The sequence below is a fragment of the Streptomyces sp. NPDC002623 genome (assembly GCF_053592635.1).
The window spans coordinates 1-15214 of the sequence record NZ_JBSFWB010000033.1; the positions used below are offsets into that span (position 1 = coordinate 1).

The following is a 15214-nucleotide window of genomic DNA, read 5'->3' on the forward strand; positions in this document are numbered from 1 at the left end:
CCCCAGGAGGGCCCCGTGGACACAGCCACCCAAGCCTGGCTCATTTCCCAGCTCGGCACCGCCACCGACCTGACCGACCTCGCCACCCGCTACGCCCGCCTCGGCAAAGCCCGCGCCGTCGCCCTCGAAGTACTCAACCAGCGCCTCGCCGACCTCCGCGCCCAGGCGTCCACCGTCAACCTGTCCGGCGCCGTCTCCGTGTCCTTCACCGAGAACATCAAGTCGTACGAGCGGCAGATCGCCCTCCTCGAGACCGGCACGCCTGCGGCACCCGACGAACCCGACACCGGCACCGAAGACGACGGCTCCGTGCTCCTCGGCACGTTCCGGCTGGTCGAACGGCGACGCCGATGACCACCCCTACACGCCGCGGCCGCACCCTCCGATCCCGCCTCCTCGCCTACATCACCTCCGGCGTCGACCGCCTCACCGCGGCCTGGAGGATCCTCACCACCGCCCAGACCCGGCTCCTCAACGCCCTGGCCACCATCCGGCCCGGCCGAAGCGCCGCCACCGGAGCCCGTCTGCGCGCCGCCATCGCCGCCTTCAACACATCCCTGGCCGCGTTCAACCGGGCCGCCATGGCCTTCGCCGAAACGTGGGCGGCCACCGACCTCCCGGTCGTCTACCGCGAAGGGGCCTGGACCCTCCTGGACAACGCCGACCGCCGGCAAGCCACCTTCACCTGGACCGCCCGCCACCAGGCCGCTGTCACCACGCTGTCCGCGCAGTACTTCGCCGACATCACCAGCCGCATTCAGGAATCCGTCCGCCGCGGCCGCGCCTTCCTGCGCGCCGTTCAGGACGCTGCCCGCGGCACCGCCGAGCGGCTCAGCCTGACCGACCTGCGCACCGCGCATCCCCTCGAGACCGTGGTGTACGCCAACAACGCCCGCCACCCCGTCGACTCCTGGGCCCGATCCGCCATCACCTGGCAGGCCGTCACCACCGCCAACACCGCCGCAGCACGCACCAGCCTGGACGAACTCGACGTGGCCTACGTGGAGATCCGTGACGGGGCGGACTGCGGATGGACGTCCCACGACGACCCCGACCGCGCCAACCGAACCCTGCGCACCGTCCAGGACGCCCTCGCCCACCCCACCAGCCATCCGCACTGCGTACGAGAGCTGCTTCCCCGCCTGGACCTGCGCGGCCGCGACGACATCCTGTCTGGAGCCCTGCTGTGACCGATCAGCCAGCCGAGCCGGAAGCGCACGCCGTCCGCATCACAGCCCAGCCCGGGCACGCCACCGTCACCGTCGACGGCACCCCGCTCCCCGCGGGAACGGTCTCCGGCTACACCCTCCAGCACGACATCGCCGGCCAGCTCCCGGTCCTCGTCCTGCACACCCGGCAGCCCGACGGCGTCGCCTTCGAAGGCCTCGCCCGCGTCGCCGTCGGAGTGCAGCGCACACCCGGCCAGATCGTCGCCGCTTTCCTTGCCGAAGTCGACCCGGTCCTTCTCGACCAGGAGGCGCTGAACCGGTCCGACTACGGCGGCGGCCCCGGCGCCACCGCCCGCGCCATGCTCGCCACCCTCACCGACTACGCCAAGGCGACGGAGGGCTGACATGGCCGGACTGGACCTCTCCGGAGTATCCGCCTTCCTCGAGGGATTCATCCTCCTCGACACCCTGCGCTTCTCCCAGCCCGGTGCCGGGCAGCCCGTCTTCAATGACGACAGCGGCCTGTACGAGTACCCGGACTTGGACCCGGTCTGGGAAGGCATCGGTGCGGTGTTCGCCTCCACCAGTACAGAGGGTATGACCGCGCTGCCGGTGGCGAGCATGCCGTGGGTGGACGAGACCCGCTCCCGCTACCGGGCCTTCACGCCGCTCGCTGCACCGGTCGCCGAACGCGGAATGATCGTCACCGTGGTCCAGGTCCACGCGGGCGGGGACCTGCAACTCCTCAACCGGCAGTGGGTCGTGCAGGACCCTTCCGCCGCCGGAACCGTGGGGGCACTGCGCGTCACCGGCATGGACCAGGTCCAGCAGACCCGGGAGACCGGATGATCACCGTGAACCTGACGGACCTCGCAGACCTCGCCCGCCGTCTGGACCAGTCCGCCGACCGCGTAGGCCCGGAGATCGACCGCACCGTGCGGCAGCAGGGCCGCCTGCTGCGCGCCCTCATCATGGAACGGGCCTCCGGCCGGCCCGGCCCGAACGTCATCTCCGGCGACTACCGCGGATCCTGGAAGCCCGTACCGTTCCCGGTCCCCGACGGCGGGGGAATGGACGTCGGCACCAGCGAACCGCAGGGCAGGCGGCTGGAGTACGGCTTCTACGACATGACCGACAGCATCGGCCGGCACTACTTTCAGCCCCCGTTCCCGCACGTAGGGCCAGCCGTCAACGAACTCCAGGACGACTGGCCGGCCCCCTTCAAAGCAGCCTGCGACCGCATCTTCGGGGGCCCCTGATGATCTCGCGGAAACCAGTCACCGCAGCCGTCAAGACCCTCCTGGAGTCCCTGACCGGCTTCCCCGTCGGATTGCGCACCGTGCCCATCGACCCGGACACCGGACAGCCGTTCCCCCCGCCGTACACGCTGCTCTACCCCCAGGACCACATCGCCGACGACGCGACCCTGGCCGACCGCCACACCACCGCCGTCTCCGACTACCAGGCCACCTTCGTCTCCGGCACCACCCCCGGCATCCCCAACAGCCTCGGAGGAGACGAGCAGGCGCAGTGGCTCGCCGACCGCGGCCGCAAAGTCATCGCCCGGCCGGCCGACGGAAGCCCCGGCTACGCCCACCCCCTGACCATCCCCGGCGTGGGCTGTTACCGGCGCGAGGCCCGGGAAGCAGGGGGAACACAGAACGCTGAGGATGCCATCATCACCAGTGTGATCCGTTTCCGGTTCTTCCTCCAGGAGACCGGAGCCTGACCCCTACCGGGTGAGGCATCACCGCACCGCGGCGGGACCCCACGCGGACGCCACCACCACAGGTGGCCGCCACACCGACACGACGTGTAGCAGGGGTCCCCATCGGCCCCTATCCGCGAGGGGCCATCATGAGGTTCAACCGCAAGGGCATCACGAAGATCAAGTTCGTGCCGACGATCGCATCGGATGCGCTGCTCCCGACGCGCGCCGAGATCAGCGCAGGCAACGACCTGACCGACGGCATCCATTCCATCGACGGCTGGAACCTCGAGAACCAGCCGATCGAGACCCCCGACATGGGGTCCACCTTCGTCCCGAAGATCGACGGCGACGACAGCGCGGCCGACTCCAGCCTGGGCTTCTACGAGGACAACACCCTCGACGACATCGAGACCGACCTGGCCAAGGGCACCACCGGGTTCATGTGCATCTTCTCCAAGGGCGACGTCCCCGCCGGGAAGGGCCTGGATGTCTTTCCCGTCAAGGTCGCCTCCAACTCGAAGGCGTACTCGACGGACAACGAGGCCGCCAAGATCAACGTTCAGTTCGTCATCACCGACCGGCCTGCGTTCAACCAGACCGTGCCGGCCGCGGGCACGGACGAGGTCCAGACCGTCACGATCACCGGCACGCCGACCGGCGGCACCTACACGCTGACTTTCAATGGGCAGACCACCGCCGGCATCGTCTACAACGCGACCTTCAGCCAGGTGCAGTCGGCCCTCGAGGCCCTCTCCAACATCGCACCCGGCGACGTGGTCTGCGCCGGCGGCCCCCACCCGGGAACCGCGGTCACGGTCACGTTCGGCGGAGCCTACGACGGGACCGACGTCCCGCAGATGACCGCATCCGCCGCGTCCCTGACGGGCGGCAGCAGCCCCGCCGTCACCGTCACCACCACCACGCCCGGCGGCTGACCGAAACCCCCACCCCCTCAATCCCCCGGCCGGGCCCCGGTGTACTTGGGAAGGGCGCCGCGCGCGCCCGGCCGGGCCTTCCCACACGGAGACCCGAATGACCAGCACCCCCTGGGACGCACTCGCCAAGCGACTGGACGACATCCCCAAGCCCGTCCAGGAGTTGCGTCTGTGTCCCGACCCGGCCGTCCGCGACCGCTATCTGGAAGCCAAGCGCGCCCACGAGCAGGCCGACGGCTACCTGAAGCAGCTGGCCAAGGACGTCGACCCGCAGGCCAAGATCCTGGTGCAGAAGGAGGCCAGGGACGCGGCCGCGGAACTCGGTGCAGCGAAGAAGGCGTACGACGCCATCACCATCGTTCTGAAATTCACCGCGCTCGAGCGGAGCGTCCTGGAGAAGCTTCAGAACACGCACCCCGCCAGCGAGGAAGACGAAGCCCGCGGCGACAACTACGCCTTCGACACCTTCGCCCCGGCCCTGATCTCCGCCGCGTCCCTGGACGGCATGCCCGTCGACTACGCAGCCCGAGCCCTCGACAAGTGGGCCCCCGGCGACGCCCGCGACCTGTGGAACGCCGCCTGGACCATCCAGCACACCCGCAGGACCGACCTGGGAAAAGACTGATCGACGATGTCCGTTTCCGTGCCGAAATGGCCCTGTGTCGGGAGTACCGCATCCCGCACTCCCTTTTCCGAGGCCACGGAGACGGCAGTTGGACCGACCTCGACCGGCGCAAGGCCCTCGCCTACGAGGACTACGTCACGCAGGTCTGCCCCGGCTGCGGCACCCGACCCGAGGAGTGGGACGAGGACGGCGGCGGAGACGAGGACGCCTACCGGGCTGTCACCCACCGGTGCATCGGCTGCCAGCTCATCGCCGACAAGCAGAAGACCGTCCCCGAAGGCGACGAAGGGCACGGCGTGAAGGTCGCTCTGATCCCGACCAGCGTCCACGCCGCCCTGGAACTCCAGCGCAGCATCCGCCACTAGCAGAGAAGGGAGCCCACCGGTGTCCGAGTGGAATCTGTCCGTACGGCTGACCGGCCAGGGCTCCGGCCTTTCCCAGACGCTGCGCACCCTGGCCCGAGACGCCGACCGAGCCGACCGGTCCGTCAACGCGCTACGACGCGACGTCGACCGACTGCGCGCCGACACCCGGAACCCCATTCGTGTCCGGATCGACGTCGACTCCGCCCACCTGCGCGCCGACGTCAGAGCCGCCCTCACGTCCGCTGGAAGCGGGCAAGGCCTGCGGGTCCGCCTGGACGTCGACTCCGGGCACCTCCGCGACGACGTCCGCGCAGCCCTCACGACCGCAGGCGCCGGCCAAGACCTCCGCGTCCGCATCGGCTTGGACGCTGACCACCTGCGCGACGAAGTCCGCACCGCGCTCACCACCGCCGACACCGGCCAGGGCCTGTCCGTCAATCTGCGCCTCGGCAACAGCATGCAGTTGCGCCGCGAAGTCGAAGCCGCGGTCCGCTGGGCGGCGTGGGGCCACCGCATCGAAATCCCCATCGGCCTGCGCGACCCCAACCAGCTGCGCCGCGACGTCACCGCCGCGGTCCGCAGGGCGCAGCGCAATCAGACCATCCGCCTACGCGTCACCGCCGACACCAGCGCCCTCACCGGGCTGGCCCGGACCCTGGGCGGAGGAGGCGGGAACGGCAACAAGGCCGACTTCGGCATCAAGGGACTCCTGGGCCTGGCCGCCGCTGCCATCCCCCTTGCCGCCGGCCTGTCGACCAGCCTGGCACCGCTACCCGGAGCGTTCGCCGCCGGCGGCGCCGAAGCCGTCGCGTTCGGCATCGCGATCGCCGGGCAGATCGAACCGCTGTCCCAGGTCGCCGATGCGGAGAAGAAGTACCAGGACGCCGTCCGCGACCACGGCCGCTCATCCAAAGAGGCGATGCAGGCGCAGCTGGCCTACCAGCAGATGCTCGCTACCCTGCCGCCCGCGACGCAGAGCGCCGCGATCGCCTTGTCGGGGCTGAAGCAGGACTTCGGGGAATGGTCGGACGAGCTGGCCGGGTTCACGATGGCTCCGGTCACCAAGGGCTTCACCATCCTGGACGCTCTGCTCCCGCGCCTGACCCCGCACGTGAAGTCGACCAGCAGCCAGCTGGACCGTCTCCTCACCGTGGCCGGCGGAGCCATCGAAACGCCGGGCTTCGACCTGATGGCCAAGAAGTTCGCCACGTTCAGCGACCAGCAGCTGGACGAGATGACCGACAAGGTCATCCACTTCATGCGGGTGCTGTCTGAGGGAGGCCCCGGCAACAGCGGGCCGATCCAGGAGTTCATGGCCTACGCCCGGCAGAACGGCCCCGCAGCCCGCGAGGCCATCAGCGAGATCTCCGGTGCCCTGGTCACCCTGTTGCGCGGTGCTGCGGAAGCCGGCCCCGGCATGCTCACCGTGGTCACCGCGGCGGCCCGCCTGGTGGCGGCTCTGCCCCCGGAACTGGTCGGCATCATCATCCAGGTCGCGACCGCCCTGAAGCTGCTCCAGCTGTCCGGTGCCGGGATGGCGGCCCTGTCGGCGGGCATTGCAGCGGTGTCCGCCCGGATCACCGCTCTGACGGCGGTGTCGACGGCGGCCGGCGGCGGCCTGGCCGGGCTGCGCGCGGCGTTCATGTCCCTGGGCATCGCCGCGCGGACCATGCTCATCGGATCCGGCATCGGGATCCTGCTGGTGGTTCTCTCGCAGCTGTCGGAGATGAGCCGGAAGGCCCCTCCGGACGTCGACAAGCTGACCACGTCGATGCGTCAACTGGCGTCGACCGGCGAGGCGAGCGGCGAAGCGGCCCGCGTTTTCGGGAAGGACCTGTCGGGTCTGGCGGACAGCCTCCAGAAGATCAAAGACCCGAAGGGACTGGACCAGGTCCAGCAGTCCATCGTCTCCTTCTTCGGCACCGACTCCACACCGGTCAAGGACGCCAAGAAGGACATCGACGCCCTCGACAAGAGCCTCGCCAACCTGGTGAAGAACGGCCAGGCGGACCTGGCCGCGGCCGCCCTGGACAAGATCGTCCAGAAGATGAAGAAGGACGGGCACACCAGGAAGGAAATCAACAGCCAGCTCGACGACTACAAGTCGGCGCTCGCGGACGCCGCGTTCGAGCAGGAGCTGGCAGCCGAGTCGATGGGCGTGTTCGGCAACGCGGCGCAGGCCACGCAGTCCAAGCTGGATGCTCAGAAGGCCAGCGCCGACGGACTGCGCCAGAGCATCCAGGCGCTGAACGACGTCAACCGGGCGGCCGGCAGCGCGATGTCCGCGTTCGAGCAGTCCATCGACGCCGCCGTCGAAGCGGCCAAGGACCACGCCGGCACGCTGAAGATGCAGAACGGCGAGCTGGACCTGGGGTCGGAGAAAGCCCGCGAGTCGGAGAAGGCCCTCTCCGACCTGGCTGCCGACACCGATGCCGCCGCAGCCGCAGCCCGGGAGCAGGGCAAGGGCTGGTCCTACGTTCAGGGCATCATGACCCGCGGCCAGAAGACGTTCTCCGACACCGCGCAGAAGATGGGTCTCACCAAGGCGCAGGCGGACGCGCTGGCCCAGTCCTACATCGCCATCCCGGACAGCAAAACCACGCTGGTGGAGATGCGCACCGAGGACGCCATCTCCGGCCTCACCTCGGTCATCGAAGCGATCCAGAAGACCCCGAACGCCAAGTCCGTCACGGTCAAGGCCCTCACCGACGACGCCATCCTCCAGCTCAGCGACCTCGGCTTCACGGTCACCACCCTGAAGGACGGCACCTTCAAGGTCACCGCGAACACGGCCACCGCACAGGAGAGCCTGACATCTCTTCAAGCCGTCCGGGACGGCCTGCAAGACAAGACGATCAAACTGGACACGCAGACCACCGACGCGATCACCGACCTTCAGGCAGTCCAGGACAAGGTCAAGGGCACCAACGGCAAGACCATCACCATGAAGGCGCCGACCGCGGCGGCCCGCGAGCAGCTGACCCTGCTCGGCTTCAAGATCAAGGACACCAAGGGCAAGAACGTCCAAATCACAGTTCCGACCGGCACGCAGCGCGCCAACGTCGCCTCCCTCGCCGCCGTCATCGCAGGACTGCGCGACCGGTCCATCACCATCACCACCAGCTACGTCATCAAGGGCAACCCCAACGTCCCCGACGGCACCTACTTCGGCTCCACCGCCGGACGATCCGCCGACGGCAACATCTACGCCGGGGCGCAGCGGTTCGCCAACGGCGGCATGCGCGAGAACCACGTCGCACAGATCGCCCAGCCCACCTACCGCATGTGGGCCGAACCCGAGACCGGCGGCGAGGCCTACGTCCCGTTCGCGCCCTCCAAGCGCGTCCGCTCCCGCGCCATCACCGAGGAAGTCGTCCGCCGCCTCGGAGGAGACCCGGCCGCCATCCAGTGGAACGCCAACGGCAGTGTCACCGACTGGCGCTACGACCCGCAGACCGGCAGTCTCTACAGCCCGTCCGACTCCGGCCAAGCCGGGAACAAGACGAAGAAGGTCAAGGGCAAGGACGTCTCCTACTTCGACGTCGGAGCGGTCGAGAAGAGCATCAAGTCCGCGTCGATGGCCACCAACGCCTGGAACAAGGACCTTGAGAAGGTAGCCGACCGGGTCGGCGGGGACGTCGCCGAGGCCCTCGCCTCCATGGGCGAGGAAGGCCGCCAGCTCGCAGACAAGATGGCCAACGGCTCCACCAAGTACATCAACGACATGGCGAGCGCCCTGCGCAACCTGAAGGCCACCGCCAAGGCCTCCCTGACGGACTACACCCGCCAGCTGACCAAGGCCAACACCCTGAACAAGGCCTTCTCCGACAACCTTGCCGCGCTCGCCGCGCAGGGATTCGGAGACCTCGCCAGCCAGCTCGCCAGCCAGAACGACGAAGCCGCCCAGCAGCTGGCCGCGGCCGCCGTCAAGGACAAGGGCAAGGCCACCGCAGCGAACGCGCAGGCCAAGACCGCGAACACCGCGCTCACCTCCGAGCAGGTCACCGAACTCGTCCAGATCATCGCCGCGATCAGCACCAGCACCACCGGAATCCACGACGTTGCCGGAAAGACCGGACTGGGCGAAGACCAGATCATCGCCGTCGCCGTCAAGGCCAAGACCCAGATCACCAAGTCCCTCGGCTCGAGGGCCGCGAAGTTCCTGACCGACCTGGGACGGGCCGGCCAGGGACTCTCCTACGCCAACGGCGGCGTCCGCGCCGGCATGTACGCCACCCAGGGCGGCATCATCCGCTTCGCCGAACCAGAGACCCACGGCGAGGCACTCATCCCCCTCGGACCGAACAAGCGCCGCGCCGCGATGCCCGTCCTCGCGGACGTCGCCCACCGATTCGGCGTGGGCCTGACCGACGCCGCCGCGTCCCGCCCCATCATCGTCGTCCGCGACGGCGGCAACACACACGTCAACGTGACCGCGGTCCGCACCGGCGCCACCGCAGCAGACATCGGATCGCAGGTCGGACGGTCCGTCCGCCGCGCCCGCAGGGGAGGGGTGGCAGCCCGTGCCGGATCCTGAGCTCACCGACTGGCAGTACGACCTCGGAGGCGTCGTCATCGGGACGGGAACCACCGTAAACGTCCTCGAGACCACCGGCCTGGGACGCCCCCCGGTCCGGGACAACGACGTCGACCAGCCGTCCATGGACGGCATGTTCGCCGGCCCGGACTACTGGGCGGGCCGCCAAGTTCAGATCGACGCCGCCATCAACGTCCCCGGACAGCCGGACGCCTGCCACGACGTGATCGCCGCCCTCCAGGCGGCCTCCGACACGGCCGCCGTACGCCTGGTCGGCGGGCAGGGCATGACCTTCCGGCTGAAGCGCCCCGGCCGCCCGGTCAAGCGGCTCACCGGCCGGCTACGGAAGCTGGACCCCGAGTTCGCACGGGTCATCCACGGCTACGTCCCTTTGGACATTGAGTTCCTGGCCCACGACCCGACGTTCTACGCCGACCTGGAGACCACCGCGGAGCTGCCCCTCGGCTGGCTCACCGGCGGCGGATTCTCGGCGCCGATCGTCGCCCCGATCTTCGTGCAGGACGGCACAGTGGCGGCCGACCGTCCCGGCTGGGTCACCAACCTGGGGGACGCCGACGCCTGGCCCGTCATCCGCATCACCGGACCCTGCGCCAACGTCACCATCCGCCACGTTGCGTCCGGCCGCACCCTCGCGCTGCCCACCCTGAGTCTGGACGAGGACCGGTGGGTGGAGATCGACACCCGGCCCGGCTACCGCACCGTCACCTGGGACAACGGCGGCAACGCCTCCACCTACCTGTCCCCGGGGTCCCGCCTCGACCTTTTCTCTCTGCCACCCGGCCAGTCCGAGATGCGCTGGACCGCGTTCGACGCCACCAACACCGCCCGCCTCCGCCTGACCTGGCGCGACGCCTACATCGCCCTGTGAGGACACCGTGACCCTGTACCCCGTGCCGATCCTCACCAACGGGGCGACGCACTCAGCCGAGCAGTTCCGCGCCATGGTCCAGGACCTCGCCCGCGGCAGCGAGGGCATCACCGCGGGCACCGACCTGAAGGTGACCCAGCTCGGCACCCCAGGCGGCGGCGTGCAGATCGCCGAAGGGTCCGCCGTCGTCCGCGGCCGCGTGAGCGCCTTCCAAGGCACCTACTCCGCCCGCAACCAGGGATCCGCCACCGTCAGCATCGCCCCCCAGGGCGCCGGGTCCGGACGCTCCGACATGGTCATCCTGCGCGTGGAGGACCCTGAGTACGAAGGAACGCTGGACCCGGAGACGGACCAGATCAACTACTTCGAGGTCCTCTCCAACGTCTCCTCCTCGGCCACCACCATCCCCGGCGGCCTGACCGGCATCCCCCTGGCCCGCATCGACATCCCCGCGTCCACGTCGACCATCACCAACGCGATGATCGTGGACCTGCGGCAGATCGCGAACCCTCGCCGGGAACGCACCCAGTTCATCCACTCGCCCACCGGATCCTCCACCGCCATCAGCAACACCAACGGATCCTTCAGCTACTTCTCCACCGAGGCCGGCTGGAACGTGGCCGTCCCGGCTTGGGCGTCCAAGGCCATCATCAGCATCGACATCGCCCAGCTCCGCTACTCGTCCAACGCGTTCACCGGCTACCTGCGGGCCAACTTCGGCGCCTCCCTCAGCCTCCAGCAGGTCATCTTGGACGACAATCAGACAGGTGTCCGCCGGGCCGCGATGTTCGTCAGCGACACCCTGACGCTGCCCGACGCCTACCGCGGCACCAGCCAACTCCTGCGGGCGCAGGCGACCGGCACCTCGGGCAACGTCGGCACCGTCACCGTGGACGTGTCCACCACGTTCCGCTACGACGTCGAGTTCCAAGAGGCCCCCCGGTGACCGTGACCCCGCCCGTCCGGGTCCTCACCCAGCACGCCCTCACGGGAGAGTGGCTGTCCACCGCTCTCCCGGTCGTGGACCTCGAGTACGGGCCCGAACTGTCCGGACCCGGCAGCCTCACCGGCAAGCTGTCGCCAAGGCTGGTGTCCTCCAACCCCTCCCTCGCCGACCCGGGCACCACCTGCATCTACGTGGAGTCCTCCGACGGCGAGCTCCAGTGGGGCGGCCTCATCTGGGACGTCCGGGCCCAAGGCGGCGACTACTCCTTCGAGGCCGCGTCCTGGTCGTCGTACTTGCAGAAGCGGTTCGACCTGGACGGCCAGCACGGCGGCCGCGGCCCCTACGTGAACGCCGACCGTTGCGACGTCATCCGCAACGCCTGGGAGTACGCCCAGTCCATCCCCGACGGCGACCTGGGCGTAGTCGTCGACGACACCGTGTCCACCTCCCTCATCGGCACCCCGGCCGAGCCGTACAACAGCTTCTGGTACGACGTGAAATGCCTCGGGGACCAGGTTGACGAGATGGTCACCGACCAGGCCACACCCGAGTACACCTGCACCACCGCCTGGAACGCCGACAAGACCGACGTCGTCAAGCGGATCCGGCTCGGCTGGCCGCGCCTCGGACGCCGGCGCCAAGACATCCAGTTCGCGTCCGGCGTGAACGTCATCGAAGACCCTGAGAAGGCCATCGCAGGCGACGACTACGCCCAGGTCGTCATCGGCACCGGAGCCGGAGACGGCAGCGCGAAAATCCGGCAGATCTCCGCCGTCCGCAACGGACGCCTCCGCCTCGAGGCCGCCGCATCCTTCCCCGAGCTCAACGGCAACGATACCGTCGCCCAGCGCACCGACTGGGAACGGGCCTGGCGGCAGTCCATGGGATCCGTCGGCCAGGTCACCCTCCGCAACACCAGCGCGGCCCCATTCGGGTCCTGGCAGGTCGGAGACGACGTCTACACCCGCATCTACAACGCATGGACCGAGTACACCGGCTGGTGCCGCATCACCGGCTGGACCATCAAACCCACCGCAACCGGCGGACCGCAGGCCGTCGTCGACCTGAAGCCATCAGCCATGTACCAGTACGGAGGCGTGTCCTAATGGACTTCGACATCGGCCGCAAACTGCACGACCTCGATGCCCGGCTGGCCCGCGTCGAACGGTCCTCCCGCCTCTCCCACGCCGCCCTCGACAACACGTCCATCACCGTGAAGGACGACACCGGGACGGTCCGGGGCGCGATCGGCATGCAGTCCGACGGCACCATCGGCCTCATCGCCGTCGACGGCCCGCCGCCCGGCGCTCCCACCGCCCCGGTCGTCACCCCTTCCATCGGAGGCCTGCGCGTCGTCTGGGACGGCGTACTCGCCGACGGCAGCTCGCTGCCTGCGGACTTCGACCACGTTGCCGTCCACGTCTCCACCAGCAGCGGCTTCACCCCGTCCACAGCCACGTTCGTCGGCACCATCACCCGCTCCGGCGACGGCGGCATGCTCCCCGTCACCCCACTGCCCTACGTGGCCCACTACGTCGTCCTCATAGCCGTCAACACCTCCGGCATCCCCGGCGCCGCCTCAGCGGAGACCGCGGCCACCCCGCTCCAGGTCGCGGGGCCCGACATCACCGCAGGATCCGTCACCGCGGCCGCCATCGCCGCCGGCGCCATCACAGCCGACAAGCTGGAGGCCATCCTCCAACTCGCCACGCGCATCGTCGCCGGCAACCCGGCCGGAGCCCGAGTCGAGCTGAACGAGGACGGGCTACGCGTCTACGACGCCGCCGACGTCCTGGTTATCCAGTTCAACGCGGCGGACGGATCCGCTGTCTTCACCGGCGACATCACCGGATCCGACATCACCGGCTCCACCATCACAGGAACGACCGTCACTGGCGGCCTCATCCAGACCGACGCCAGCGGCGAACGCGTCGCCATCAACGTCGGCGGCTTCCACGACATCCGCATCTTCGACGCCTCCAACACGGTGGTCGGCGTCTTCAACAAGGACGGCATCGGCTGGAAAGGCACCAGCGGCGCCACCCTCAGCATCCTGGCCACCGCGGCCCTGCCCAACATGACCTGGCGGAACTCCGCCCTCACCAAATCCACCACCATCCAGGCCAAAGAGGACGGCAGCGGAAACCTCTCCCTGGAGAGCGTGACCAGCAGATTTGCGGACGGCGGCCCCTACACAGACCTGATCTGGCACCAACTCATGGGCAAAGACCAGGCCGTCATCGAACGCATGCGCGACGACGGGGCCTTCACCACCTACATCGGCGGAGCCCTCTACCTCTACCCCGCCTACGCCAAGCTGGCCCTGAACAACACCGACGACACCACCCTGGCCAGCGCCTTGACCATGGAGCCGGCCCTCGGCCACTTCGACAACGCCCGCATCCAGGTCTTCCCGCCCGCCTCCGCCAACTCCGGCCTGTACGTCGAAGCCGCCAGCGGCCACACCGGAAACCTGTTCCGCCTGTACCGCAGCGGCGACAAGCTCGTCGTCGACAAGGACGGCAACGTCGTCACCGCTGGCACCGTGCTGCGCGAGACGGCATGGAGCAGCCTCTCCTACGCCACCGGATGGGCCGGATACGGCAGCCCCTACGGATCCGGCCGCTACCGCCTGAACACCCGCGGCGGCGTCGACCTGCGCGACCTGATCCGCCGCACCGCGGCCACCACCATCGCCAACGGGGAAACCGTCGCGACCCTGCCCGTCGGATACCGGCCCGTCACCACCATCCAGTGGAAGCAGCTGGCCGGCGACGCCGGCGGCGTCGTCTCCGTCAACGTCGCCACGACCGGAGCCATTACCCTCACCGGCATGAACTCCGCAGCCATCACCTACCTCAGCACCGGATCCGGCTTCCTCTCCCTGAACAACTGCGCCTTCCCCCTGGACGCCTGACCGCAGCCCCGGCCCGGGGCAACACGCCACTCGCACACCCGTACCCTGATCACGAGGGCGACCCTCCGCCCCTGCACCGCCCCCGAGGGACGGCCGCACCACAGCGGCCCGCAACGCATCAGACGGCTCTGGGCGCGGGGAGTGCAGGAGCACGGGCGGGTGCCCGAACTCGACATCACACGCTATGACGTCCGGCCCGACCTGGGCCGGCATCTCGTGCTGGACCCGCGCAGCCTGGACTACCGGCCGCACACCACCGGCCGCCGCCTGCACCCCACCGAGTGGGCGCCGAAAGTCCCGGTCCTGAACCAGCAGAACCTGCTGTCCCAGGGCATCCACACCAGCCGACGGCACCCCGGCGTCGGCGACGTGGACGCCCTCGGATCCTGCACCGGCAACGCGGCCACCGCCGCCGTGTCGATCCTCCACGACACCGCCACGCTGGAGGCCGCAGACCTCATCACCACCGACCCGGCGGCCGCCGAACTGTGGGCGATCGACCTGTACGCCGAAGCCACCGCCCGAGACGAGTGGCACGACCAGACCTGGCCGGCCGTGGACTGCGGATCCTCCGGCCTCGGAGTCGCCAAGGCACTCAAGGACCGCGGCCTCATCGGCTCCTACCGGCACGCCACCACGGCAGAGGAACTTTGCTCCCTCCTCCAGACCGGCCCCGTTCTGGCCGGCCTGCCTTGGTACGACGGATGGTTCGAACCGCCTGGACGCACCGCGCTGCTCGACGACGCGCCCGGCTGGCAGAACTCGCCTGTCGTCGGCGGCCACGAAGTGTGCCTGACCGCCATCGAGCGCCTCACCTACGCCCCGGATGGCGGCCTGGACTACCGCCACACGATTCTCCGCGCCCGGAATTCCTGGTCCTCCGCATGGGGAGACCACGGCGAGTTCCGCTTCTCTCTCGCCCTCTACCAGGCCGAACGCTCCTACATCGACCTGGTGCAGCCCCGTTTGGAGACCCTCCGATGACCGACTTCCACGTCGCGATAGACCACCTCGCATCCCCCGACCCGGACACCCCGGAACGGCAGGTGGAAACCACTTACCTGGGCACCGTCGGCCAGGACCACGTCGACCAGGTCCGGGCCATCGCCGCGCTCGAGGA

15 protein-coding genes are annotated in these 15214 nt (G+C 69.3%); all 15 read left to right on the forward strand.

Annotated elements, in window-relative coordinates:
* A partial coding sequence (locus ACWD4O_RS38540; protein ID WP_451287426.1) for a hypothetical protein occupies nt 1–354 on the forward strand: 354 nt, incomplete at its 5' end.
* A complete protein-coding gene (locus ACWD4O_RS38545) occupies nt 351–1190 on the forward strand; it encodes a hypothetical protein (protein ID WP_451287428.1) in 840 nt (279 codons plus the stop codon). The genes ACWD4O_RS38540 and ACWD4O_RS38545, both read left to right, overlap by 4 nt.
* Complete coding sequence (locus ACWD4O_RS38550) at nt 1187–1573, forward strand: hypothetical protein (protein ID WP_451287430.1); 387 nt, start codon at nt 1187–1189, stop codon at nt 1571–1573. The genes ACWD4O_RS38545 and ACWD4O_RS38550 overlap by 4 nt, the downstream gene beginning before the upstream one ends.
* A gap of 1 nt (nt 1574) precedes the next feature.
* Complete coding sequence (locus ACWD4O_RS38555) at nt 1575–2018, forward strand: DUF6093 family protein (protein WP_451287432.1); 444 nt, start codon at nt 1575–1577, stop codon at nt 2016–2018.
* Nucleotides 2015–2428: a hypothetical protein gene (locus tag ACWD4O_RS38560; protein ID WP_451287434.1), complete on the forward strand. Its 414-nt coding sequence runs from the start codon at nt 2015–2017 to the stop codon at nt 2426–2428. Before ACWD4O_RS38555 ends, ACWD4O_RS38560 begins: the two co-directional genes overlap by 4 nt.
* On the forward strand, nt 2428–2898 hold the full coding sequence (locus ACWD4O_RS38565) for a hypothetical protein (protein ID WP_451287435.1): 471 nt from the start codon (nt 2428–2430) through the stop codon (nt 2896–2898). The genes ACWD4O_RS38560 and ACWD4O_RS38565 overlap by 1 nt, the downstream gene beginning before the upstream one ends.
* A gap of 128 nt (nt 2899–3026) precedes the next feature.
* The gene (locus ACWD4O_RS38570; RefSeq protein WP_451287437.1) at nt 3027–3815 is read left to right on the forward strand and encodes a phage tail tube protein; all 789 of its coding nucleotides are present in this window, start codon (nt 3027–3029) and stop codon (nt 3813–3815) included.
* 97 nt (nt 3816–3912) lie between these two features.
* Nucleotides 3913–4440, forward strand: a complete 528-nt coding sequence (locus tag ACWD4O_RS38575) for a hypothetical protein (protein WP_451287439.1) — start codon at nt 3913–3915, stop codon at nt 4438–4440.
* Between the two features lie 26 nt (nt 4441–4466).
* Nucleotides 4467–4805 (forward strand): hypothetical protein, encoded by a 339-nt coding sequence (locus tag ACWD4O_RS38580; RefSeq protein WP_451287441.1) that lies wholly within the window; start codon nt 4467–4469, stop codon nt 4803–4805.
* 19 nt (nt 4806–4824) lie between these two features.
* Nucleotides 4825–9342 carry a hypothetical protein gene (locus ACWD4O_RS38585; RefSeq protein WP_451287443.1) on the forward strand — a complete coding sequence of 1506 codons (4518 nt, stop codon included), beginning with the start codon at nt 4825–4827 and terminating at the stop codon, nt 9340–9342.
* Nucleotides 9329–10231: a phage distal tail protein gene (locus ACWD4O_RS38590; RefSeq protein ID WP_451287445.1), complete on the forward strand. Its 903-nt coding sequence runs from the start codon at nt 9329–9331 to the stop codon at nt 10229–10231. Before ACWD4O_RS38585 ends, ACWD4O_RS38590 begins: the two co-directional genes overlap by 14 nt.
* A 7-nt stretch (nt 10232–10238) precedes the next feature.
* On the forward strand, nt 10239–11177 hold the full coding sequence (locus tag ACWD4O_RS38595; RefSeq protein WP_451287446.1) for a hypothetical protein: 939 nt from the start codon (nt 10239–10241) through the stop codon (nt 11175–11177).
* Nucleotides 11174–12283 carry a hypothetical protein gene (locus ACWD4O_RS38600; RefSeq protein WP_451287448.1) on the forward strand — a complete coding sequence of 370 codons (1110 nt, stop codon included), beginning with the start codon at nt 11174–11176 and terminating at the stop codon, nt 12281–12283. The genes ACWD4O_RS38595 and ACWD4O_RS38600 overlap by 4 nt, the downstream gene beginning before the upstream one ends.
* Complete coding sequence (locus ACWD4O_RS38605) at nt 12283–14094, forward strand: hypothetical protein (RefSeq protein WP_451287450.1); 1812 nt, start codon at nt 12283–12285, stop codon at nt 14092–14094. Before ACWD4O_RS38600 ends, ACWD4O_RS38605 begins: the two co-directional genes overlap by 1 nt.
* A 159-nt stretch (nt 14095–14253) precedes the next feature.
* Nucleotides 14254–15078: a hypothetical protein gene (locus ACWD4O_RS38610; protein ID WP_451287452.1), complete on the forward strand. Its 825-nt coding sequence runs from the start codon at nt 14254–14256 to the stop codon at nt 15076–15078.
* Nucleotides 15079–15214 lie beyond the last annotated feature (136 nt).

Coding starts and splice junctions, on each gene's coding strand:
- ACWD4O_RS38545 (WP_451287428.1), top strand. CDS start 351: ATGACCACCCCTACACGCCGCGGCCGCACCCTCCGATCCCGCCTCCTC.
- ACWD4O_RS38555 (WP_451287432.1), top strand. CDS start 1,575: ATGGCCGGACTGGACCTCTCCGGAGTATCCGCCTTCCTCGAGGGATTC.
- ACWD4O_RS38560 (WP_451287434.1), top strand. CDS start 2,015: ATGATCACCGTGAACCTGACGGACCTCGCAGACCTCGCCCGCCGTCTG.
- ACWD4O_RS38565 (WP_451287435.1), top strand. CDS start 2,428: ATGATCTCGCGGAAACCAGTCACCGCAGCCGTCAAGACCCTCCTGGAG.
- ACWD4O_RS38570 (WP_451287437.1), top strand. CDS start 3,027: ATGAGGTTCAACCGCAAGGGCATCACGAAGATCAAGTTCGTGCCGACG.
- ACWD4O_RS38575 (WP_451287439.1), top strand. CDS start 3,913: ATGACCAGCACCCCCTGGGACGCACTCGCCAAGCGACTGGACGACATC.
- ACWD4O_RS38580 (WP_451287441.1), top strand. CDS start 4,467: ATGGCCCTGTGTCGGGAGTACCGCATCCCGCACTCCCTTTTCCGAGGC.
- ACWD4O_RS38605 (WP_451287450.1), top strand. CDS start 12,283: ATGGACTTCGACATCGGCCGCAAACTGCACGACCTCGATGCCCGGCTG.